This window comes from Streptomyces koelreuteriae (assembly GCF_018604545.1).
GTDB classification, from domain to species: Bacteria; Actinomycetota; Actinomycetes; order Streptomycetales; family Streptomycetaceae; genus Streptomyces; species Streptomyces koelreuteriae.
The window spans coordinates 8,364,110-8,384,851 of the sequence record NZ_CP075896.1 but is presented as its reverse complement, the minus strand read 5'-3'; the positions used below and the strand labels follow the sequence as shown (position 1 = coordinate 8,384,851).

Genomic DNA, 20,742 nt, shown 5'->3' with positions numbered 1-20,742 from the left:
TCCGTCACGGCTCCGCGCGGAACGTGTCGCTCCGGCCCGCGGACCCTGCAAGATTCACTCACACGAGTGAATAGATGCGACAGGAACGTGTCACGTGTCAACGGGGCCCCTAGCGTGACTCCACGTGACTACCGGTTCCACGGGCAACTGCCCTTCCCAGCAACCGCATTGGACGCGTCGAGGATTCCTCCTCACTGCGGCCGCCCTAGCCGCCGTGCCGGGTCTGCCGGCGGATCCGGCGGCCGCGGCGGCGGAGTTGCCGGACTTCCCGGCGGATGTCGCGCTGTACCGCTCGGCGTACCGGAACTGGGTCGGCGAGATCACCGCCGACGGGCTGTGGGCCTGTGCGCCGGACAGCGCGGAGCAGGTGGCCGAGGTCGTCAACTGGGCCTGGCGGCAAGGGTGGCGGGTGCGTGCCCGGGGCGCCGCGCACGGCTGGTCGCCCCTGACCGTGACGGAGGGGACGCCGTCCGGCGCGCCCGTGCTCCTCGTCGACACCACGCCTCATCTGACCGGCCTCGCGCTGGACTCGCCGACAGCTGTGCGCGCCGGTACCGGCGTGACCATGGAGGCCCTGCTGACCTTCCTGGAGGAACACGGCCTCGGCGTCACGGCCGCTCCCGCCCCCGGTGTCCTGACTCTGGGCGGCGCCCTGGCGATCGACGCGCACGGCACGGCCGTCCCCGCGCGGGGCGAACACCGGCGGGCCGGGCACACCTACGGCTCGCTCAGCAATCTGATCCTGTCCCTGACGGCGATCGTCTGGGACTCCCGTGCCGGCGCGTACGTGGTGCGCACGTTCCGCCGCGACGAGGCGGACTGCGCCGCGCTGCTGACCCATCTCGGACGGTCCCTCGTGACCGAGGTGGTGCTGCGGGCCGGCGCGAACACCAACCTGCGGTGTGTGAGCCGTACGGACATCCCGGCGGGCGAGCTGTTCGCCGCACCCGGCTCCGACGGGCGTACCCTCGCGCGCTACCTCGACGAGGCCGGGCGGGTCGAGGCGATCTGGTTCGCCTTCACCGAGCATCCCTGGCTGAAGGTGTGGAGCGTCTCCCCCACCCGGCCGCTGACCTCGCGGCGGGTGACGCGGCCGTACAACTACCCCTTCTCCGACAACATCCCGACGCCGGTGGCGGAACTGGTCGGACGGATGACGTCGGACGCGGCCTGGTATCTGGCGCCGGTGCTGGGCACCGCACAGTACGAGGCGGCCGCGCTCGGGCTGGTGACGACACTGTCCGCCGACCTCTGGGGACCGTCCAAGAACACGCTGCTGTATCTGAAGCCGAGCACCCTGCGGGTGCACGCCGACGGCTACGCGGTCCTCACCTCGCGGGAGCAAGTGCAGCGGGTGGTCTCCGAGTTCGCCGCCTTCTACCGGGAGCGGCTGGCGGCGTACGCGGCCCGGGGCAGCTTCCCGGTCAACGGCTCGGTGGAGATCCGGGTGACCGGCCTGGACCAACCGGGCGACGCCGCGGTGGCCGGGGCGCGTGCGCCGCTGCTGTCCGCGCTCCGGCCGCGCGAGGACCACCCCGAGTGGGACACGGCCGTGTGGCTGGACGTCCTGACACTGCCGGGCACTCCGGACGCGGAGGCGTTCCTGCGCGAGATCGAGCGGTTCCTGCTGCGCACCTTCGACGGCGGGTTCGCGCTGACCCGGGTGGAGTGGTCCAAGGGGTGGGCGTACACGGACGACGGGGTGTGGAGCGACCAGGAGGTGCTGGGCTCGGTGGTGCCGGCCGCGGTCGGTACGGCGGAGTGGGCCGAGGCGGACGCGGTGCTGGACCGGCTCGACCCGCACCGCGTGTACGGCAACGCCTTCCTGGACCGGCTGTTCGGCCCGGGCGCTACGGGGTGAGGTGCGCCTGCACCGACGGGGCGTAGCGGCCGACCAGGGCGTCGACCGTGCTGGCCCGCACCTCGGTGCCGCGGGCGATGCCGTACATCACGCCCAGGCCGAGCAGCGTGGCGACGGCCAGTTCGGCGCGCAGGCCGGCGTCGGGGCCGGTGAGGCGGTCGGTGAGGCGATCGGTCACCTGGGTGCGGAAGTTGGCGCGCAGGATGTCGCCCTGCTCGCCGTGCAGGGGCGCGAAGACGATCCGCAGCAGCGGGTCGGCGCCCTGCTCGGACTGGCTGACCAGGACGTGCCGAACCATGTGCGCTCCGAGTTCGTCGAGCGGCGCGGCCAGCAGGGCATCGGCGTCGCTCTCGAAGGACATGACCCGGGCGAACAGCGTGTCCTTGTTGCCGAAGTACTTCAGGATCAGCGGCGGGCTCACACCGGCGCGCTCGGCGACGGCCTTGAGCGTGATGTCGGCGTGCGCGTGCCGGGCCAGCAGATGACGGGCCGCCTTCAGAATGGCCGCCTTGGTCGCCTCGGCGTCCCTGCGGGCCGGCGTGGGCGTGACGGGTGGAGTGCTCACGGCACTCATGCTCCCTCCATCGCCCGGTCGTGCGCTCCCGGGGTGCGGTCCCCGGCCGGTTCGGGACCGTCCGGCGCGTCGGACCCGGAGTCGCCGGGGATGCACAGCGCCGCCGCGACGGCCAGGAGCGCGACCGCGCCGGCCATCGCGAAGGCCAGCAGGTATCCGTGCAGGGTGGGCACCGGCGCCCCGCCGACGAGACTGGTGTGGTGCACCAGGACGGCGGCCACGGCGGCACTCGAGCAGGCCTGGCCGATCGTCCGCATCAGGACGTTGACGCCGTTGGCGGACGCGGTCTGCCCGGCCGGCACGGCACGCAGGATCAGGGTGGGCAGCGCCGAGTAGGCCAGGGTGGTGCCGGTCGCCACGACCGTGGCCCCACCGATGATCATCCACAGGTCGCGGCTGTCGGCGATACGGACCGCGTACCCGGCGGCGATGACCGCCGCCCCGAGGGCGAGCGTGACGCGCGGCCCGCGCGCGGCGGAGATCCGCGCGGAGACGGGCGACAGCAGCAGCATGATCACGCCGCTGGGCAGCAGGCACAGACCGGTGGCGACGATGGACAGACCGAGCCCGTACCCGGTCGCCTCGGGCGCCTGCACGAGCTGGGCGGTGACCAGGGTGTTGGCGTAGAAGGCGAACCCGGCGAGCAGCGCGGCCACATGGGACAGTCCGACCCGGGGCCGGGCCACCAACCGCAGGTCCACCAGCGGCTGTTCGGCCCGTAGCTGCTGCCACCACCACAGCGCGAGTACGACGGCGGCGGCAAGGAACAGGCCCACGACACGCGGGCCGCCCCAGCCCCACTGCCCGCCCTGGGACACCCCGAGCAGCAGGCAGACCAGTCCGACGGCCAGTCCCAGGGCGCCCGGCACGTCGAACCGGCCCGGTTCGCGCACCGGCGATTCCCGTACCGCCCACCACACCAGGGTCACGCCCGCCGCTCCGAGGGCGCTGGTCACCCAGAACATGGTGTGCCAGTCGGCGTACTGCACGATCACCGCGGCCAGCGGCAGGCCGAGCGCGGCGCCGATGCCGACGGTGGAGCTCATCAGCGCCACGGCCGAGCCCCGGCGCTCGGGCGGCAGCTCGTCCCGCAGGATGCTGATGGACAGCGGGACGACCGCGGCGGCGGCCCCGGACAGGGTGCGGGCGGCGATCAGCACACCGATGTCGGAGGTCAGGGCGCACAGGACCGAGCCCAGGGTCATCAGCGCGAGGGCCGCCATGAGCACCCGTCGCTTGCCGTACATGTCGCCGGCCCGGCCCAGGACCGGGGTGAGGACGGCGCCGGAGAGCAGGGTGGCCGTGACCATCCAGGAGACCGTGCCGGCCGAGGCGCCGGTCAGCCGGGGCAGGTCGGGCAGCAGGGGCACGACCACGGTCTGCATGACGGCCATGAGGATGCCGCCGAAGGCGAGCACCGGGACGGTGAGCCGGTTGCGTATCGCGGCGGTCCGGTCCATCGGCACTCCAGCGGGCGGCGCCTGGGCGAGGCGGCGGGTGAATGGTAATTCACCTTAGCTGGTGAATTACCATTCACCCAGCCGGGAGGTCCGGTCGGCCTCGGGGCGCCGGGAGGGCGGACCGCCGAATCGCGCCAGTTTCGCGGCGTGACGTGCACCACGGACAGCGGGCCTCGCGGGGAGGAACCACCGCCGCGCCGCCCCAAGCGGGCGGAATCTCCCCCTCCGCGCCCGCGCCCCGCCCCGTGGGGGCAAGATCACCTTCGTTCAACCTTGCATGACATAAGGGGAATTGCCCGAATCGCAGCCAACCGGCTCGCGCGGATTTCTCCCGGTACCGGACGGACCTGTAGGCATGCCCAGGTCAACACCCGAACCGACCCAGGAGGTCCGTATGCCGGAACTCACCCGTCGCCGCGCGCTCACCGCCGCGGCCGTCCTCGCCGGGGCGGCCGGCGCCCTGCCCGCCATCGCACCCGCCACGGCCGCCCCCGAGCACGGGCACCACAACACCCCCGGGACCTTCGACGAGGTCTACAAGGGCCGCCGGATACAGGGCCGCCCGGCCACCGGGTCCGGTCATCACCACCACGGCGCCGGATACGCGGTCTTCGTCGACGGTGTGGAACTGCACGTGATGCGCAACGCCGACGGCACCTGGATCAGCGTCGTCAGCCACTACGACCCGGTGTCCACCCCGCGCGCCGTCGCCCGCGCCGCGGTGGACGAGCTGCAGGGCGCGCCGCTGCTGCCCTTCCCCGCCAACTGACCCGCCCCGAAAGGCTCTGGAGCATCCGCACATGACCGTCCGCAAGAACCAGTCCGCCCTGACCGCCGACGAGAAGCGGCGTTTCGTCGCCGCCCTCATGGAGCTGAAGCGCAGCGGCCGCTACGACGAGTTCGTCACGACGCACAACGAATTCATCGTCTCCGACACCGACAACGGCGAGCGGACGGGCCACCGCTCACCGTCCTTCCTGCCCTGGCACCGAAGATTCCTCCTGGAGTTCGAGCGGGCGCTGCAGTCGGTGGACGCGTCGGTGGCCCTGCCGTACTGGGACTGGACCGTGGACCGTTCGCCGCGCGCCTCCCTGTGGGCGCCCGACTTCCTCGGCGGCACCGGGCGCGACCGGGACGGCCGGGTGCCGGACGGGCCGTTCGCCTCGTCCGCCGGGAACTGGCAGATCAATGTGCGGGTCGACGGCCGTACGTTCCTGCGGCGCTCCCTCGGTTCCGGGGGACGCCAGCTGCCGACGGCGGCCGAGGTCGAGTCGGTGCTGTCGATGGCGACGTACGACATGGCGCCCTGGAACAGCGGCTCGGACGGTTTCCGCAACCATCTCGAAGGCTGGCGCGGGGTCAATCTGCACAACCGCGTCCATGTCTGGGTGGGCGGGCACATGGCCACCGGCGCCTCGCCCAACGACCCGGTGTTCTGGCTGCACCACGCCTATATCGACAAGCTGTGGGCCGAGTGGCAGCGGCGGCACCCCGGCTCCGGCTATCTGCCGGTGTCGGGCACGCCGAACGTGATCGACCTCAACGAGACGATGCGGCCGTGGCACGACACGAGCCCGGCGGATCTGCTGGACCACACGCCGCACTACACCTTCGACGTCTGATCAGGCGGTCGCGGCCGTGCGGCACTCCGGGTGTCCCCAGCCGGTGTCGTTCTTGGCGATGGACTCGCCCGCCGCGTAGGAGCGGCCGCACTGGCAGCGGCCGGGGAACTTCGCCTTGATGGTGCGCGAGGAGCCCTTGGCTCCGGAGGTCCTGGCGCCGGCGGCCTTCGCGGTGCGGGCCGAGCCGACGCGCGGGCGGGAGCGGGGCGCCTTGACCGGGGTGTCCGGGGCGGGCGGCGGCTCGGGGGAACCGAGCTCGCTGCCCGCGGGCTCCTGGACGGTGGCGGCCTGGCTGGCGGCGCGGTCGGCGAAGTCGTTGAGCCGGTCGCCGTCGACCTGGTGGGCGGGCACGTAGCGGAACTCCACCGAGCGCCCGTCCAGCAGCTCGTCGATGCGCACCACGAGGTCCTGGTTGGCGACCGGCTTGCCGGCGGACGTCTTCCAGCCGTTGCGCTTCCAGCCGGGCAGCCAGGTGGTGACCGCCTTCATCGCGTACTGCGAGTCCATCCGGATCTCGAGCGGTACACCGGGGTCGGTCGCCGTCAGCAGGCGCTCCAGCGCGGTCAGTTCCGCGACGTTGTTGGTGGCCTTGCCGAGCGGCCCGGCCTCCCAGCTCACCGGGCTCTCGGAAGCGTCGGCGACGACCCAGGCCCAGCCCGCGGGCCCCGGGTTTCCCTTCGAAGCCCCGTCACACGCGGCCACAACACGTTCAGGCATGCGCTCGATCATGCCATGGCCGCGGGGTCCGCCCGGCCGGGAGGGTCGGGTGGCTACGACACGTCGGACAGCTTCGGCATGTCCCCCTCGGTCGTCGTGACGTCGATCACCGAGAACATCGCGCCCTGCGGATCGCTGATGGCGGCGAACCGGCCGAACGGCGTGGTCATCGGGCCGAACCGCAGGATGCCGCCGAGCTTGGTCGCCTTCGCCACGGCGTCGTCGCAGTCCTCGACGGTGAAGTAGACGTTGATGTACGGCGGCACCTCGGGCGGGAATTCCTCGGTCATCTGCATCCGGCCCAGCACGGTGCGCTCGCCGAGGTCGTAGATGCGGAAGTCGATGTCGCCGTCCTTCATGTCCCGCTGCCGGTAGGAGAAGACGGCGGGGAAGAACGCGTCGGACTTCTCGGGCTCGCGGGTGAAGACCTCGGCCCAGGTGTAGGCACCCGGCTCGGCCATCACCTCGAAACCCTCGTGGGTGCCCGCCTGCCAGACGCCGAAGACGACACCGCTCGGGTCGCGGGCCAGGCACATGGTGCCGAAGTCGCCGACCTGCATCGGCTCCATCAGCACCTCGCCGCCCTTGTCGCGGATCCGGGCCGCGGTGGCGGCGGTGTCCCGGGCGGCGAAGTACAGGCACCACTGCGACGGGGCCTCCGGCTGGCCGGGCATGGGCGGGACGACGGCGGCGACCGCCTTGCCGTCCGCGTAGGCCTGGGTGTAGTCGCCGTACTCCGGGGACGCCTCGGCGAAGGTCCAGCCGAGGACCTCTCCGTAGAAGTTCTTGGCCCCTTCGAGATCACTGAACGTCGCGTCGGCCCAGCAAGGGGTTCCTTCAGGTTGCACGGCCATGGCTGCGGCCCTCTCCGGATGGGTGGATGGTCCGTTTCCTCACGCTAGTCACCCTCGCGTCGGCCCGCGCGCCGAACGGGCGGGGTTCCGCGCGCCGCCGTGTGGGCGGGGTTCCGCGCGCCGCCGTGTGTGATCCGCCCGCCGAGTGGCGATGGCGCGAGGAGGCGTGAGGCGCGAGGGGGTGTGCGCCGGGGAGAGACGGGCGGTGGGTCCGGCGGTACGGCGGCGTCCGTGCGCCCCGGGCTCCCTGTGCGCCCTGCGCGCCGGGCGGATCCGGGTGGGCGACCGGCGTGGGGGCACACGCCCGCTCGTCGTCCGCACCCATCGCGGGTTTGCCACCTCCGGCGCGAGAATCCGCCCCCTTCACGCGGTTATCCAGGCGCCTCTGCCGCTGTTTGGCTATGCCTCGCGGCGCGTCCGGCTCACGGGCGTCACGAGGCCGCCGCCTTCGCCGGCCACCCCACCGTCCCTGCCACCACTCCGCCTCTACGGCCGACCACTCACCTCAGGCCCCCGCTGCCACCTCTGCTCGGCAAAGGCTCCGCACCGCTCGCCCAGCGAACACCTCGTTCGATCCCAGGGAGGGAATGTGTCCGCCCCCGAAAGCACCACCGGCCCCGCCACCGACGACCCCGCCCCCGAGCCCGCCGCCCGCCCCGGCGCGGCCGAGGCCCGGCTCACCAGTCTCGGCACGCAGGCGGCGCGCCAGCTCGCCACCACCACCAAGTCCGTGCCGCAGATGCAGGCCATCACCTCGCGCTGGCTGCTCAAGATGCTGCCGTGGGTCGATGTCAGGGGCGGCGCCTACCGGGTCAACCGGCGTCTGACGTTGCGTCTCGGACGCGGCCGGGTGCAGTTCGAGCAGAACGGTGCCGACGACATCAGGGTCATCCCCGAGACGCTCACCGAACTGCCCGTGCTGCGCGGCTACTCCGACGGCGAGGTGCTGAAGCAGATCGCGTCGCGCTTCGAGGTCCGTGAGGTGCGCGTCGGCGAGGTGCTCTTCGAGGCCGGACAGCCCGTGACCGAGGCCTATCTGATCGTGCACGGCCGTTTCACCCGGTACGCCACCGGCAAGTACGGCGAGGAGGAGGTCATCGGGGTCGTCGCGGACGGCGAGGGGCTCGGTGACGAGGCCGTGGGGCGGGCCGACCCGCTGTGGCTCACGTCCGTACGGGCGGAGACCTCGGGCGTCGTGCTGGTGCTGTCCTGGGACGCGCTGCGGGAGTACACGGACCGCGTCCCGTCCTTCGCGGCCCATCTGGAGGCCTACGCGGAGCGGCAGAGCAAGCCGATGAACCGCAAGGGCGAGGCGGATGTGCCGGTGCAGGCCGGGCATGTGGGCGAGCCGGTGCTGACGGGCGGGTTCGTGGACTACGAACTCGCGCCGCGCGAGTACGAGTTGTCGCTCACGCAGACCGTGCTGCGTGTCCACTCGCGGGTCGCCGACCTCTACAACGACCCGATGGACCAGACCGAGCAGCAGCTCCGGCTGACCATCGAGGAGATCCGTGAGCGGCAGGAGTGGGAGCTGGTCAACAACCGCGAGTTCGGGCTGCTGCACAACATCGACTACAGCCAGCGCATCAGCACGTTCTCGGGGCCGCCGACCCCGGACGACCTGGACGAGCTGCTGTCGATGCGGCGCAAGACGCGGCTGTTCCTCGCCCATCCCAAGGCGATCGCGGCGTTCTTCCGGCAGTGCAACAAGCGCGGGCTGGTGCCGGGCACGGCGAACGTGGACGGGCATGAGGTGCCCGCCTGGCGGGGTGTGCCGTTCTTCCCGTGCGGCAAGATCCCGGTCAGCGACCACCACACCAGCAGCATCATCGCGCTGCGCACGGGCGAGGCCGACCAGGGGGTCGTCGGACTGTTCCAGACCGGGATCCCGGAGGAGTACCAGCCCGGCCTGAACGTACGGTTCATGGGCGTCGACGAGACCGCGATCATCCGCTACCTGGTCACCGCGTACTACTCGATGGCCATTCTGGTCCCCGACGCCGCGGGCGTCCTGGAGAACGTCCAGATCGGCCGGACGGCCGGCTGACGGGGTGGAATCGAGCACGCCCATGAACACGCCCCGGCCCCCCGGCCCCCACATCCCCGCCTCCAAGCCCGACCAGCTCTCCGACACCGAGCCACGACTGCCTTCGGGCTCCACGCCCCGGACGTCACCCGGCCTTCCGGTCCCGTCGACCCTTGACACTCCGGCCCAACCAACCGTCGGGACTCCGGCCCCACCGGCACTCGGGGCTCCGGCTCCACCGGCCCCCGGGACTCCGGACCCGCTGCCCTCGGGCTCCACGCACCGGACGTCGCCCGGCCTTCCGGTCCCGTCGGCCCTTGGGACTCCAGCCCCACCTACCTTCGGGACTCCGGCCCCACAGGCACTCCGGGCTCCGGCTCCGCAGTCCTCGGGCTCCACGCCCCCACCATCTCTTGGCCTCCCGGCCCCGCCGCCCTCCGGGTCCGCGCATCGCCCGGCCCCCGGGGCTTCGTCCCCCATGCCCCCGGGCCCCGCCAGCCAACCCGGCCCACCGGCCCCACGAGATCCGAGCCCACCGATCCCCGACTTGTCGGCCCAACCGGCCGCCGACCCCCCGGCCCAATCGCGCTCCGGCTCCGCAGCCGCGCCGAGTTCCGGGCACCGGCCGGCCTTCCGCCCTCCGGCCCCACCAACCTTCGGCTACTCGGCCCCACCGGCCCTCGGAACGCCCGCCGCACGGCCGTCGGACTGCGCGATCCCGTCGGGCCCCACGACCTGTCCGGTCCTGGATACTCCCAGCCCCGCGGACCTCGGCCTCCGGCTCGCCCCGACCGCCGAATCCCCGCTCCCATCACCCCCGAGTCCCACGACCCCTCCGGCACCCTCGACCCGGCCGGCCTTCCGCCCTCCCGCTCCACCGACCTTCAGGTTCCCGGCCCCCAGCGTCTCGGGCTCCGTGATCTCCCCGCCCCCGAGTTCCACAGACCGACCAGCCTCCATCTCCCGCCGCACCCCACCCGGCCCCCCGAGCCTCGGCCGGACCGGACGGGCCCGGCGCGGGGGGCCCGTGCCCGGGCTTCGGTATCGGGCCGCCGTGCCCGCCGATCCCGCGAAGGTCGTGGAGGTCGACCGGAGGCTGGAGGCCTGGGCGCGGGAGCTCGAGCTGTTTCCGCCGGCGTGGACGGGGGACTTCGCGGGGTTCCAGTTCGGCCGGGCCGTGGTGCTCCAGCATCCGGGGGCCGTCGATCTGGACCGCCTCACCGTCGCGGGCGAGCTGTTGCTGGCCGAGAACCTCGTCGACAGCTGCTACTGCTCGGAGGACGAGGACCGCGGCGGATCGTCTCGCGGTCTGGGCGGACGGCTGGTCATCGCCCAGTCGGCACTCGACCCCTTCCACGGGCCGCCCGAGGCGGAGAGGGAGTGGCGCCAGGGCCTGACGGCCGACGGGCCGCTGCGCTCGTACCACCGCGCGCTGCGGGACTACGCCGGTTTCGCCACACCCAGCCAGACCGACCGGTTCGTGCACGACATCGCCCGGCTGCACCTCGGGTACGTCGCCGAGGCCGCCTGGGCGGAGACGCGGTACGTGCCGCGCGTCTGGGAGTACCTGGTGATGCGGCAGTTCAACAACTTCCGCCCCTGCCTGTCGATCGTCGACGCCGTGGACGGCTACGAACTGCCCGAGGCGGTCTACGCCCGACCGGAGATCCAGCGGATCACGGCGCTGGCGTGCAACGCCACCACGATCGTCAACGACCTGTACTCCTTCACCAAGGAGCTGGCGGCCGAGCCGGACCATCTCAACCTGCCGCTGGTCATCGCCGCCGACGAGCGGTGCGGACTCAAGGCCGCCTATCTGAAGGCCGTCGAGATCCACAACCAGATCATGGACGCCTTCGAGGAGGAGTCCGCGGCCCTGTCCGCCGCCTCACCGCTCGTCGAGCGTTACGCCGGGAGCCTGGCCGCCTGGGTCTCCGGCAACCACGAGTGGCACGCCACCAACACCCACCGCTACCACCTGCCCGACTACTGGTAGAGCACAGTCCCTTGACGTCACGCAAGAAGCACGAGGAGCCGTCCTTGACCACCACCGCCGACGCCGCCACCGCATCCCTTCAGCCCGCGTCCGCCGCCGATTCGACGTACCAGACCCGCGTGGCCGACTACTGGAACGCGGAGGAGAACCCGGTCAACCTCGAACTGGGGAAGATCGACGACCTGTACCACCATCACTACGGCGTCGGAGAGGCCGACTGGTCCGTGCTCGACGAGCCCGACCCGGCGCTGCTCCGCGAGCGGGTCACCACGGAACTGCACCGCCTGGAGCACGCCCAGGCGGAACTGCTCGCCGCCCACCTCGGCCCCGTGACTCCCGCCGACCGCGTCTTCGACGCCGGCTGCGGACGCGGCGGCGGCAGCGTCGTGGCGAACCTGCGGTACGGCTGCCGCGCCGACGGTGTGACCCTCTCGGCCAAGCAGGCGGACTTCGCGAACGAGCAGGCCCGGCAGCGCGGCATCGACGGCAAGGTCCGCTACCACTGCCGGAACATGCTCGACACGGGCTTCACCTCGGGCGCGTTCGCCGCGTCGTGGAACAACGAGTCGACCATGTACGTGGAACTGGACCTGCTGTTCGCCGAGCACGCCCGGCTGCTGCGCCGCGGCGGACGCTATGTGGTGATCACCGGCTGCTACAACGACACCTACGGGCGGGCCTCGCGCGAGGTGTCCCTGATCAACGCCCACTACATCTGCGACATCCACCCGCGCTCGGAGTACTTCCGGGCGATGGCCCGCAACCGTCTGGTCCCCGTCCATGTGCAGGACCTCACCGCCACGGCCATCCCCTACTGGGAGCTGCGCAGGCGGGCCGACCATCTCGTCACGGGCATCGAGGACACGTTCCTGACCGCGTACAAGAACGGCAGCTTCCAGTACCTGATGATCGTGGCCGACCGCGTCTGACCGTTCGTCAAGTCGTCGGTCACGGCCACTCCGTGGCCGACGCGCGTCTTCCGCCCCGGGCCCGGCTGTGCTTGCCTGGGAGCCTTTTCACCGGCCGGGGCGGGAGTTGCGGGATGCGCGGACCGTGGATCGTGGGTGTCCTGCTGGCCGGGCTGCTGCTCGGGGCGTGCGGGGATCCGTCGTCCGGACCCGGCACGTCCCCGCCGTCCGCGCCGGAGGTGTCCACGACCACGCATCAGCGGGCCCCGGCCTCACCGAGCCCCCGCGCCCCGGCGAAGGCGCCCCGCGTGCTGTATCTCGGCGATTCCCTCGCCATGGAGAACCAGAAGGTCCTCGGCCAGGAGCTGCGCCGGGACCTGCGCGCCAAATACACGAGCGCCCCCTATTCGGGCACCACCCTGTGCGACTACCTGGAGGGCACGGCCGAGCGCTCGCTCGTCCCGGCACGGGACAAGGCGGCGGCCCTGGTGCGATCGCTGCGGCCGGACTTCGTGGTGCTGCAGTTCTGGGGCAACGCCTGGGACTTCACCTGGTGCATGGACAAGATCACGTACGACGGTTCGCGGGAGAGGTACTTCGAGCGGTACGAGGCCGACGCGCGCCGGCTCATCGAGCAGATCTCGACGGCCGGCGGAGCGCACCGGCCGCGGATCGTGTGGGTGCTGCAAGGTCCGGACCCGATCACACCCGACCGGGTGCGGCGCGTGAACGGGCTGTACGAGCGGCTGGCCGCCGGCTCGGACGACATCGTCGCGGACGCCGGGGGGACGGTGAGTCCCGCCTCGGACCGCTACACGTGGACGCAGCACCTGCCCTGCACGGCCTACGAGCGGGCCCACCCCGACTACTGCACCCAGCCCGGCCGCGACCGGACGGCCCTGCACCGCGACGACGACTATCTGCATTTCTGTCTGGCTCCCACGACGTCCACGCCGAAGCCCTGCCCGGTGCGCTCTCCCGGCATCCTGCGCATCGCCCGGGAGATCACCAAAACCATTCGACAGCCGGGGAATTGACCGTTCGAATGGGCGTCATGTGCGCTGTGCGAATGCATGAGGACGAACGAGAGGTCGACGTCCCGCTCGTCGGCCGACTGATCGCGGGACAGTTCCCCCAGTGGGCGGGGCTGCCCCTACGACGCGTGGAGTCCTCCGGGAGCGAGAACGCCATGTTCCGCCTCGGCGCGGACAAGGTCGTGCGGCTCCCCCGGCATCCCCGCGCCGTCGAGGCCATCAGCCACGAACTGCGGTGGCTGCCCCGGCTGAGCCCTGGCCTGCCCGTCGCCTCCCCCGAACCCCTCGGACGGGGCGAGCCCGGCGAGGGCTTCCCGTGGCCCTGGTCGGTGTACGGCTGGCTGGACGGCCGCAACCCGGTGCCCGGCGCGCTCGACGAGCCGCGTCTGCTCGCCGAGGACCTGGGCGCGTACGTCGCGGCCCTGCGCCGGACCGACCCGGCAGAGGGCCCGACCGGTTACCGGGGAGTGCCGCTGGCGGCCCGGGACCCCTTCGTGCGCGAGGCGCTCGCCCAGCTCACGGGGCGGATCGACACCGCAGCCGTGACGGAGGCGTGGGAGGAGGCCCTGCGCGCCCCCGAGTACGCCGGGCCGCCGGTCTGGGCGCACGGCGATCTGATGGCCGGGAATCTTCTGGTCACGGCCGGACGGCTGAGCGCCGTGATCGACTTCGGCACCGTGGGGGTGGGGGATCCCGCCGACGACCTCATCAGCGCCTGGTGTGTACTGCCGACCGATGCGCGCGATGCCTTCCGCAAGGCCGTGGGCGCCGGCGAGGCCGAGTGGGCGCGGGGCCGGGGCTGGGCCCTGTCGATCGCGGTCATCGCCCTGCCGTACTACTGGGACACGAACCCACCGGTCGCGGAGAACTCCCGGCATGTGATCCGGGAGATCCTGGCCGAGACGGCGTAGGGGCAGACTCGGCCGGGTCTGCCCCCTGACCGGGGGGCGTCACTCGCCCGCGTAGGCCTGGTCCAGGGTCGCGATGTCGAACTTGGTCATCGCCATGAACGCCTCGGTCACCCGGGCCACCTTCGCCGGGTCCGGGTCGGTGATCATGTCCTGGAGCCGGTCGGGGACGACCTGCCAGGACACTCCGTACTTGTCCTTGAGCCAGCCGCAGGGTCCGGGCTCGCCGTCCTCGGTGAGCTTGGTCCAGTAGTAGTCGATCTCCTCCTGGTCCGCGCAGAAGATCATGAAGGAGACCGCCTCGGTGAACTTGAACTGAGGGCCGCCGTTGAGCGCGAGGAACTTGTGGCCGTTGGCCGTGAACTCGACGGTCATGACGGTGCCCGCCCGGTGAGGTGTTCCCTCGGGGTAGCGGGCGACGTCGCCGATGCTGGAGTTCTTGAAGATCGAGACGTAGTGGTGGGCGGCCTCCTCGGCCTGGTCGTCGTACCAGAGACACGTGGTGAAACCGTCGGTGGCCATGGGTACCTCCTGGGCGCGTGGAACGCTGTCACCACTGTCGACCGGCGCTCGCCCCGGAACTCATCGGTGGACCGGCCGGCAAATTCAGGTGGCCGTTACACCGTTCGGAACTAGCATCCCGGGTCATGACGTCTTCGCCCGCTGACAGCGGCAGCAGTCTCCGTCCGTTCCGTATCGACATCCCGCAGAGCGACCTCGACGACCTTTACGACCGTCTCGACCGGATCCGGTGGCCCGACGAGCTGCCCGGGGTGGGATGGACATACGGCGTTCCGTCGGGCTATCTGCGCGAGCTGGTGCGGTACTGGCGGCACTCGTACGACTGGCGGGCGGCGGAGGCGCGGCTGAACGCGTGGCCGCAGTTCACGACCGAGATCGACGGCGCGCGGGTGCACTTCGCGCACATCCGCTCCCCCGAACCGGGCGCCACCCCGCTGGTCGTCACGCACGGATGGCCGGGGTCGATCGTCGAGTTCCTCGACATCGTCGGGCCGTTGACGGACCCGGCCGCGCACGGCGGTGATCCGGCCGACGCCTTCCATGTGGTGCTGCCGAGCATCCCCGGCTTCGGGTTCTCCGGACCCACCCGGGAGACCGGCTGGGAGGCGCGCCGGATCGCGGACGCGTGGGCCGAGCTGATGACGCGCCTCGGCTACGAGCGGTTCGGCGCCCAGGGCGGCGACTGGGGCGCGGCCATCTCCCGCGAGCTGGGCCGAGTCCACCCCGGCCGGGTCACCGGCGTCCACCTCAATCTGCTGCCCGGCGGCCAGGCCACCACCGAGCCGACCGCCGAAGAGCTGGACGCGCTGAGTCCCGCGGAACGGGAGCGCACGCTCACCTCCTGGCGCCGGTGGGAGAAGTGGTCGCGCGACGGGACGGGCTACTTCCATGTGCAGTCCACCCGGCCGCAGACCCTCTCCTACGCGCTCACGGACTCGCCGGTGGGCCAACTCGCCTGGATCGTCGAGAAGTTCCGGGAGTGGACGGACTCCGACGAGCTGCCCGAGGAGGCCGTGGACCGGGACCTGATGCTCACGAACGTGATGCTGTACTGGCTGACGGGCACGGCGGGTTCGTCCGCCCGGGTCTACTACGAGCGCGCCCACGCCCGGGGCGAGCGGATCGCCGCCCCGCACGAGCCCTCCAGCGCGCCGACCGCGGTGGCGTCCTTCTCCGGCGACCCCCAGATCCCGCTGCGCCACAAGGCGGAGCGGACGGAGAACATCGTCCGCTGGACGGAGTTCGACCGGGGCGGGCACTTCGCCGCCATGGAGCAACCGGGCCTGCTGGTGGAGGACGTGCGGGCGTTCTTCCGGCAGCTGCGCGAGAAGGGCTGACGCCCGCTCTGCCCGTAGCGAATCTGCCGCGGGCAGAGAATCCGCACAACGGCGTCGTTCGAGGTCAACAGTGGAGTCGAGAGCATCCCCGACCACCAGGAGAACCGATGACTCCACACACGGCCTTCGCCCCGCGGGCGGAGGAGGGCGACACCTCCCCGACCCGCTTCGACGATCAGCTGGCCGCCCAGTTGCTCGCACAGCGCATCGTGCTGCTGGGCACCCAGGTCGACGAGGTCTCCGCGAACCGGGTCTGCGCCCAGCTGCTGATCCTGTCCGCCGAGGACCCGCGCACCGACATCAGCCTGTACATCAACAGCCCCGGCGGGGCGGTGCACGCGGGCCTCGCCATCTACGACACGATGCGGCTCATCCCCAACGACGTCTCCACCCTGGCCATGGGCTTCGCCGCGAGCATGGGCCAGTTCCTGCTCAGCGTCGGCGCGCCCGGCAAGCGCTACGCCCTGCCCAACGCGCGGATCATGATGCACCAGCCGTCGGCCGGAATCGGCGGGACCACCGCCGACATCGAGATCCAGGCGGAGAACCTGGAGCACACCAAGCGGACCATCGAGCGGCTCACCGCCGAGCACACCGGCCAGAGCGAGGAGACCATCTCCCGGGACGGCGACCGGGACCGCTGGTTCACGGCCGAGGAGGCCAAGGAGTACGGCATGGTCGACCGGGTCGTGGAGTCCCTCGCGGACGTCCGCCCGACGGCCGGCCGACGCAGGATGGGGCTGCAGTGATGGGGACCTACACGATTCCGAACGTCGTCGAGCGCACCCCGCAGGGCGAGCGGTCCTACGACGTGTTCAGCCGGCTGCTGTCCGAGCGGATCATCTTCCTCGGCACGGAGATCGACGACGGTGTCGCCAACGTCGTCATCGCGCAGCTTCTCCATCTGGAGTCCTCGTCCCCGGAGAGCGAGATCGCGATCTACCTCAACTCGCCCGGGGGATCGTTCACTTCGCTCATGGCCATCTACGACACGATGTCGTACGTGCGGGCGCCGATCTCGACGTTCTGTGTCGGGCAGGCGGCCTCCACGGCGGCCGTGCTGCTGGCGGGCGGGGACCCGGGGCGGCGGTTCGTGCTGGAGCACGCGCGTGTGCTGCTCGGCCAGCCGGCGAGCGGAGGACAGCGCGGCATGGTCTCCGACCTGGCGCTCCAGGCCAGGGAGATGGTGCGGATCCGCTCCCAGGTGGAGGAGGTGCTGGCGCGGCACACCCACCACGAGGTGGCGACCCTTCGGGCCGACATGGACCGCGACAAGGTGTTCAGCGCGCAGGAGGCGGTGGACTACGGGCTGGCCGACGAGGTGCTCAGCCGGCGCCTCGTGCAGGTCTGAGGCGCCGGCCGGCAGGCGGACTCAGGCGGCCAGGCACATTCCGTCGTGCGACGACGGGGCCGCCGCCCGGCGGCGGCCGGGGGCGCCCGTGTACCGCGCGGTGACGCGGGTCAGTTCGCCCTGTGTCCTCGACAGCAGGTCGCCGAGGCTCAGTCCGAGGGCGCGGGCGGCGGCCGCGAGGACCTCCGAGGAGGCCTCCTTGCGGCCGCGCTCGACCTCCGACAGATACGGCATGGAGATCCGTGCCTCGTCGGCGACGTCCTTCAACGTGCGCTCCTGCGCGAGGCGTTCACGGCGCAGGACGTCGCCGACCAGGTCGCGCCACAGCGGCTCCTTCACGGCGGGGGCCGGAGGGCTCGCACCTTGCGGGCGCAGGGGGATGACGCGGGCTTCGTTCGGCACAAGGTTGGTCACCGCTCCAGCCTAGGAGCGCCGGCCGCCAGGGGAAGGGTCCGGCGTTCCGCCCTCGGTGGAATCCCGGGAGGGCACGCCGGTTTGACTCCGCCTGCCGGGCCGCGTCCTGCCTCTTGCCCCCTGTCGGCCGTTCGGGTGAGCATGGGCGGACCGGAATGCCATGCTCCACCGATTTTCCGTCCGCTCGGCATTCGGGGGCATGTGTTGCGCCTGGCCGGGTACCCGCAACCCGGAAGGACCTAGGCAGATGTAGCCGTGACTTCGTGGGGAGAGGTAATGGAGACCGCCGTGATCCGGTCGAAGGCAGAGGTCGCCGGGGAGAACGCCGAGGCCGGGACGGGTGACGGAGCACTGCCGGTCGTGGACCCGCGGTCCGTGGCCCCGCGGGACGCCAGGGCGCTGTCCCGCCAGTTCTTCCAGCGCCTGACGGAACTCGAAGAGGGCACGCACGAGTACCAGTACGCGCGCAACACGCTCATCGAGATGAACATGTCGCTCGTGCGCTTCGCGGCCGGCCGTTTCCGGGGCCGCGGCGACGACATGGAGGACATCGTCCAGACCGGCATGATCGGTCTGATCAAGGCCATCGACCGGTTCGAGCTGTCGCGCGAGGTCGAGTTCACCTCCTTCGCGCTGCCGTACATCGTCGGTGAGATCAAGCGGTTCTTCCGGGACACGACCTGGGCGGTGCATGTGCCGCGGCGGCTGCAGGAGCTGCGCGTGGAGCTGGCCAAGGCCCGTGAGGAACTCGCCAGCCGGCTGGACCGTGAGCCGACCGTCGCCGAGCTGGCCACGCTGATGAACATCTCCGAGAACGAGGTCGTCGAGGGGCAGATCGCCGCGAACGGGTACAACTCGTCCTCGCTGGACGCCGCGCTCACCGGCGACGGCCCGGAGGGCGGCGAGGCGGTTCTGGCCGACTTCATCGGTGTCGAGGAGAACGGGCTGCGGCTGGTGGAGGACTTCCACTCGCTCGCCCCGCTCATGGCGGAGCTCAGCGAGCGCGACCGGCAGATCATCCACATGCGGTTCGTGGAGGAGGCCACCCAGGCGGAGATCGGCGAGGAGCTCGGCTGCTCGCAGATGCACGTCTCGCGTCTGATCAAGCGGATCATCACCCGGCTGCGGCAGGGCATGCTGGGCGAGCTCGGCTGCGCCTGACACAGTCGGCGGACCGGCCGGGCATACCGGCGAGACCAGCGGGTGCTGTCCCCCATGCGGGAGTGGGACGGCACCCGCGACTGTGTGGGCTGTTGTGGCACCGCGACGGTGTCGGGTCCAATGACGTTCGATGGCGCGCGAGCGCCGTCCGGGGGAGGCTTCACCCGGTCGGCTCAGGCTGGCAAGCTGACGACTGCCGACGGCTACCGCTCAGGCGCCGGTCGCCCCGGCGAGCGGCAGCACGGCGCGTACCCGCTTGCCCACCGGCACCCGCTCCACGCTGACCTGCTCCGCGAGCGCGTGGACGATCTCCAGGCCGTGCCGGCCGACGCGCTCCGGGTTGCGTGGGAAGATGCGGGGCAGGGCTGAGCTGCTGTCGTAGACCGACACGGTCACGGCGGTGTCCGTGCCCACGAGCTCAAGGATGTACGGCCCGTTGCTGTGCCGGTCGGCGTTGGTGACCAGCTCGCTGACCACGAGCTGCACCGCGCCGTCGGCCCGGTCGTCGATGCTCGCGCACCACTCGGTCCTGAGCTGATCCAGGAAGAGCGCGGCGAAGGACCGCGCCTCGGCGATGCATCCCTGCTCGCCTGTGTAGTGTGCCGCCCGCCTCAGCGGTTCCACGGGCACGTCGAAACCAGTCGGTATCACTGCCCCGTCCAGGTGGTCGATCATTTGTTTCTTTCTGGGAAGAAGCCGGACTGGCCGGACGCTCTGCACCAGTGCTCGTACCCCGAGCCGGGCTTCGCAGTCCTGACACGTTTTTCGTCCGTCTCACACCCGGGGCATTCTCCCCCGAGCGCGGGGCACTCGGGAATCAGGACCGGCCGAGGGCGGCCGGGCCGATCGCCGGAGGTGTGCGGTGGCCTGGTGGATATGGGTGGTCGTGGTGCTCGCGGTGCTCGTCGGCGTCGTCGCGATGACGCTCGCCGTGCAGGCCGGCCGGCGGTCCGGAAGGGTCATCGCGGTCCGGCGCCGGCCCGGCGGGAAGGGCCTCCGATGAACCAGCTGATGGCGGCGCGGAGCCTGACGACCCTGCCGGTGGTCACCCTGGGCGGCGACGCCGTCGCCCAGATCAAGGACACCGTCTTCGACGCCGCGGCCGGACGGATCACCGGGTTCACGCTCAGCGGCCGGGGTCTGCTCTCGGGCCCGCTGAAGCAGAGCCTGCCCTGGCCGGCGGTGCACGCGCTGGGCCCCCACGCGGTCATGATCGTCGACGCCGGCGCCCTGGCGGACACGCCCGTCGTGGTGGCACGCCGCGAGGCCCAGCAGGGCCGGGTCCTGCACGCCAAGGTGCTGACCGACGAGGGCGCCGAGGTCGGCACGGTGCTGGACGTCGTCGTCGAGGGCGGCACCAGCGGCCGGGTCGTGGGATTCCGGATCGCCGCGGCCAAGGCGCTGGTGAAGGGCACCCGGCGGCGCCGGCACCGGGTGTACGTGCCGCGCGGGGAGACGCTGGCGGTCTCCGGCCGCGCCCTGGTCATCCCGGCGGACGCCACCCGCTACGTCGCCGACGACCTGCCGGCCTTCGTCGCCCGGGTGGGTGCCTTCCGGCAGGGGCACGAGGGGACGCCGTCATGATGCTGTTCTCGCAGGCGCGGGGCCTGCCGGTGCTGACCCTGGCCGAGGCGGAAGAACTCGGCGTCGTGAATTCGCTGACGGTCGACGCGGCGGCCGGGGTGGTCACGCATGTCCGGGTGCGGGGCAGGCGCTCCCGCAAGGAGACCGTGCTGGCCTGGGGTGCTCTGCACGCCCTCGGCCCGGACGCCGTGCTCGTGCGCTCCGCCGCCGCCCCGGCCGAGGTCCCGCGGCACCACGAGCTGCCGGGCCTGAGGATCCTCACCGAGACGGGCGACTGGCTCGGCACGGTCCAGGACGTCGCGTTCGAACCGGACACCGGCCGCGTCGAGGCGGTCGTCACCGCCCAGGGCGATGTGCCGGCCGGTCGGCTGCTCGGGCTCGGGGACTACGCCCTGGTGGTCCGCGCCGGGTGA

22 protein-coding genes are annotated in these 20,742 nt (G+C 71.8%); 15 read left to right on the top strand and 7 right to left on the bottom strand.

Features of this window, described 5'->3' with window-relative positions; genetic code table 11:
- Window positions 1-214: 214 nt before the first annotated feature.
- Window positions 215-1,861 (top strand): cholesterol oxidase substrate-binding domain-containing protein, encoded by a 1,647-nt coding sequence (locus tag KJK29_RS37710; protein ID WP_215123918.1) that lies wholly within the window; start codon window positions 215-217, stop codon window positions 1,859-1,861.
- Here the strand turns inward: KJK29_RS37710 and KJK29_RS37705 are convergent.
- Together KJK29_RS37705 and KJK29_RS37700 are read right to left on the bottom strand one after the other, a co-directional pair.
- Window positions 1,851-2,435: a TetR/AcrR family transcriptional regulator gene (locus KJK29_RS37705; protein ID WP_215123917.1), complete on the bottom strand. Its 585-nt coding sequence runs from the start codon at window positions 2,433-2,435 to the stop codon at window positions 1,851-1,853. The genes KJK29_RS37710 and KJK29_RS37705 overlap by 11 nt on opposite strands.
- Window positions 2,432-3,895, bottom strand: a complete 1,464-nt coding sequence (locus KJK29_RS37700) for an MFS transporter (protein WP_215123916.1) — start codon at window positions 3,893-3,895, stop codon at window positions 2,432-2,434. The genes KJK29_RS37705 and KJK29_RS37700 overlap by 4 nt, the downstream gene beginning before the upstream one ends.
- 394 nt (window positions 3,896-4,289) lie before the next feature.
- Between KJK29_RS37700 and melC1 the strand changes: the two genes are divergently transcribed.
- Together melC1 and melC2 are read left to right on the top strand one after the other, a co-directional pair.
- A complete protein-coding gene (gene melC1, locus KJK29_RS37695; RefSeq protein ID WP_215123915.1) occupies window positions 4,290-4,664 on the top strand; it encodes an apotyrosinase chaperone MelC1 in 375 nt (124 codons plus the stop codon).
- 31 nt (window positions 4,665-4,695) lie between these two features.
- On the top strand, window positions 4,696-5,517 hold the full coding sequence (melC2, locus tag KJK29_RS37690) for a tyrosinase MelC2 (protein WP_215123914.1): 822 nt from the start codon (window positions 4,696-4,698) through the stop codon (window positions 5,515-5,517).
- Here melC2 and KJK29_RS37685 read toward each other — a convergent pair whose 3' ends face one another.
- Both KJK29_RS37685 and KJK29_RS37680 read right to left on the bottom strand, forming a co-directional pair.
- Window positions 5,518-6,246 (bottom strand): ribonuclease H family protein, encoded by a 729-nt coding sequence (locus tag KJK29_RS37685; RefSeq protein ID WP_215123913.1) that lies wholly within the window; start codon window positions 6,244-6,246, stop codon window positions 5,518-5,520.
- Window positions 6,247-6,287: 41 nt separating this feature from the next.
- Entirely contained in the window at window positions 6,288-7,088 is an 801-nt protein-coding gene (locus KJK29_RS37680; protein WP_215123912.1) for a VOC family protein, read from the bottom strand.
- Between the two features lie 589 nt (window positions 7,089-7,677).
- Between KJK29_RS37680 and KJK29_RS37675 the strand changes: the two genes are divergently transcribed.
- From KJK29_RS37675 to KJK29_RS37655, 5 genes are all read left to right on the top strand, one after another.
- Window positions 7,678-9,135 (top strand): family 2B encapsulin nanocompartment shell protein, encoded by a 1,458-nt coding sequence (locus tag KJK29_RS37675; protein WP_215123911.1) that lies wholly within the window; start codon window positions 7,678-7,680, stop codon window positions 9,133-9,135.
- Window positions 9,136-10,072: 937 nt separating this feature from the next.
- Complete coding sequence (locus KJK29_RS37670; protein ID WP_215124601.1) at window positions 10,073-11,110, top strand: family 2 encapsulin nanocompartment cargo protein terpene cyclase; 1,038 nt, start codon at window positions 10,073-10,075, stop codon at window positions 11,108-11,110.
- A 44-nt stretch (window positions 11,111-11,154) separates the two neighbouring features.
- Entirely contained in the window at window positions 11,155-12,039 is an 885-nt protein-coding gene (locus tag KJK29_RS37665; protein WP_215123910.1) for a geranyl diphosphate 2-C-methyltransferase, read from the top strand.
- Window positions 12,040-12,152: 113 nt separating this feature from the next.
- The gene (locus KJK29_RS37660) at window positions 12,153-13,055 is read left to right on the top strand and encodes an SGNH/GDSL hydrolase family protein (protein WP_215123909.1); all 903 of its coding nucleotides are present in this window, start codon (window positions 12,153-12,155) and stop codon (window positions 13,053-13,055) included.
- A gap of 32 nt (window positions 13,056-13,087) precedes the next feature.
- Window positions 13,088-13,963 carry an aminoglycoside phosphotransferase family protein gene (locus KJK29_RS37655; protein WP_251058046.1) on the top strand — a complete coding sequence of 292 codons (876 nt, stop codon included), beginning with the start codon at window positions 13,088-13,090 and terminating at the stop codon, window positions 13,961-13,963.
- A gap of 39 nt (window positions 13,964-14,002) precedes the next feature.
- Here the strand turns inward: KJK29_RS37655 and KJK29_RS37650 are convergent, their stop codons facing one another.
- Entirely contained in the window at window positions 14,003-14,482 is a 480-nt protein-coding gene (locus KJK29_RS37650) for a VOC family protein (protein ID WP_215123907.1), read from the bottom strand.
- Window positions 14,483-14,607: 125 nt separating this feature from the next.
- On the opposite strand from KJK29_RS37650, the gene KJK29_RS37645 reads away from it, so the two are divergent.
- The 3 genes from KJK29_RS37645 to KJK29_RS37635 all read left to right on the top strand — a co-directional run bounded on the left by KJK29_RS37645 (window position 14,608) and on the right by KJK29_RS37635 (window position 17,170).
- Window positions 14,608-15,819 carry an epoxide hydrolase family protein gene (locus tag KJK29_RS37645; RefSeq protein WP_215123906.1) on the top strand — a complete coding sequence of 404 codons (1,212 nt, stop codon included), beginning with the start codon at window positions 14,608-14,610 and terminating at the stop codon, window positions 15,817-15,819.
- A 107-nt stretch (window positions 15,820-15,926) separates the two neighbouring features.
- The gene (locus KJK29_RS37640; protein WP_215123905.1) at window positions 15,927-16,568 is read left to right on the top strand and encodes an ATP-dependent Clp protease proteolytic subunit; all 642 of its coding nucleotides are present in this window, start codon (window positions 15,927-15,929) and stop codon (window positions 16,566-16,568) included.
- Window positions 16,568-17,170, top strand: a complete 603-nt coding sequence (locus tag KJK29_RS37635) for a ClpP family protease (RefSeq protein WP_215123904.1) — start codon at window positions 16,568-16,570, stop codon at window positions 17,168-17,170. The genes KJK29_RS37640 and KJK29_RS37635 overlap by 1 nt, the downstream gene beginning before the upstream one ends.
- Before the next feature lie 21 nt (window positions 17,171-17,191).
- Here KJK29_RS37635 and KJK29_RS37630 read toward each other — a convergent pair whose 3' ends face one another.
- Window positions 17,192-17,584, bottom strand: a complete 393-nt coding sequence (locus KJK29_RS37630; protein WP_215123903.1) for a helix-turn-helix domain-containing protein — start codon at window positions 17,582-17,584, stop codon at window positions 17,192-17,194.
- A 276-nt stretch (window positions 17,585-17,860) separates the two neighbouring features.
- On the opposite strand from KJK29_RS37630, the gene KJK29_RS37625 reads away from it, so the two are divergent.
- Window positions 17,861-18,745: an RNA polymerase sigma factor SigF gene (locus tag KJK29_RS37625; protein WP_215123902.1), complete on the top strand. Its 885-nt coding sequence runs from the start codon at window positions 17,861-17,863 to the stop codon at window positions 18,743-18,745.
- A 210-nt stretch (window positions 18,746-18,955) separates the two neighbouring features.
- Here KJK29_RS37625 and KJK29_RS37620 read toward each other — a convergent pair whose 3' ends face one another.
- Complete coding sequence (locus tag KJK29_RS37620) at window positions 18,956-19,420, bottom strand: ATP-binding protein (protein ID WP_215123901.1); 465 nt, start codon at window positions 19,418-19,420, stop codon at window positions 18,956-18,958.
- A gap of 187 nt (window positions 19,421-19,607) precedes the next feature.
- Between KJK29_RS37620 and KJK29_RS37615 the strand changes: the two genes are divergently transcribed.
- The 3 genes from KJK29_RS37615 to KJK29_RS37605 are packed head-to-tail and all read left to right on the top strand — an operon-like array spanning window position 19,608 to window position 20,742.
- Window positions 19,608-19,748: a hypothetical protein gene (locus tag KJK29_RS37615; protein ID WP_215123900.1), complete on the top strand. Its 141-nt coding sequence runs from the start codon at window positions 19,608-19,610 to the stop codon at window positions 19,746-19,748.
- Complete coding sequence (locus KJK29_RS37610) at window positions 19,745-20,329, top strand: PRC-barrel domain-containing protein (protein WP_215123899.1); 585 nt, start codon at window positions 19,745-19,747, stop codon at window positions 20,327-20,329. The genes KJK29_RS37615 and KJK29_RS37610 overlap by 4 nt, the downstream gene beginning before the upstream one ends.
- Window positions 20,326-20,742 carry a PRC-barrel domain-containing protein gene (locus KJK29_RS37605; RefSeq protein WP_215123898.1) on the top strand — a complete coding sequence of 139 codons (417 nt, stop codon included), beginning with the start codon at window positions 20,326-20,328 and terminating at the stop codon, window positions 20,740-20,742. The genes KJK29_RS37610 and KJK29_RS37605 overlap by 4 nt, the downstream gene beginning before the upstream one ends.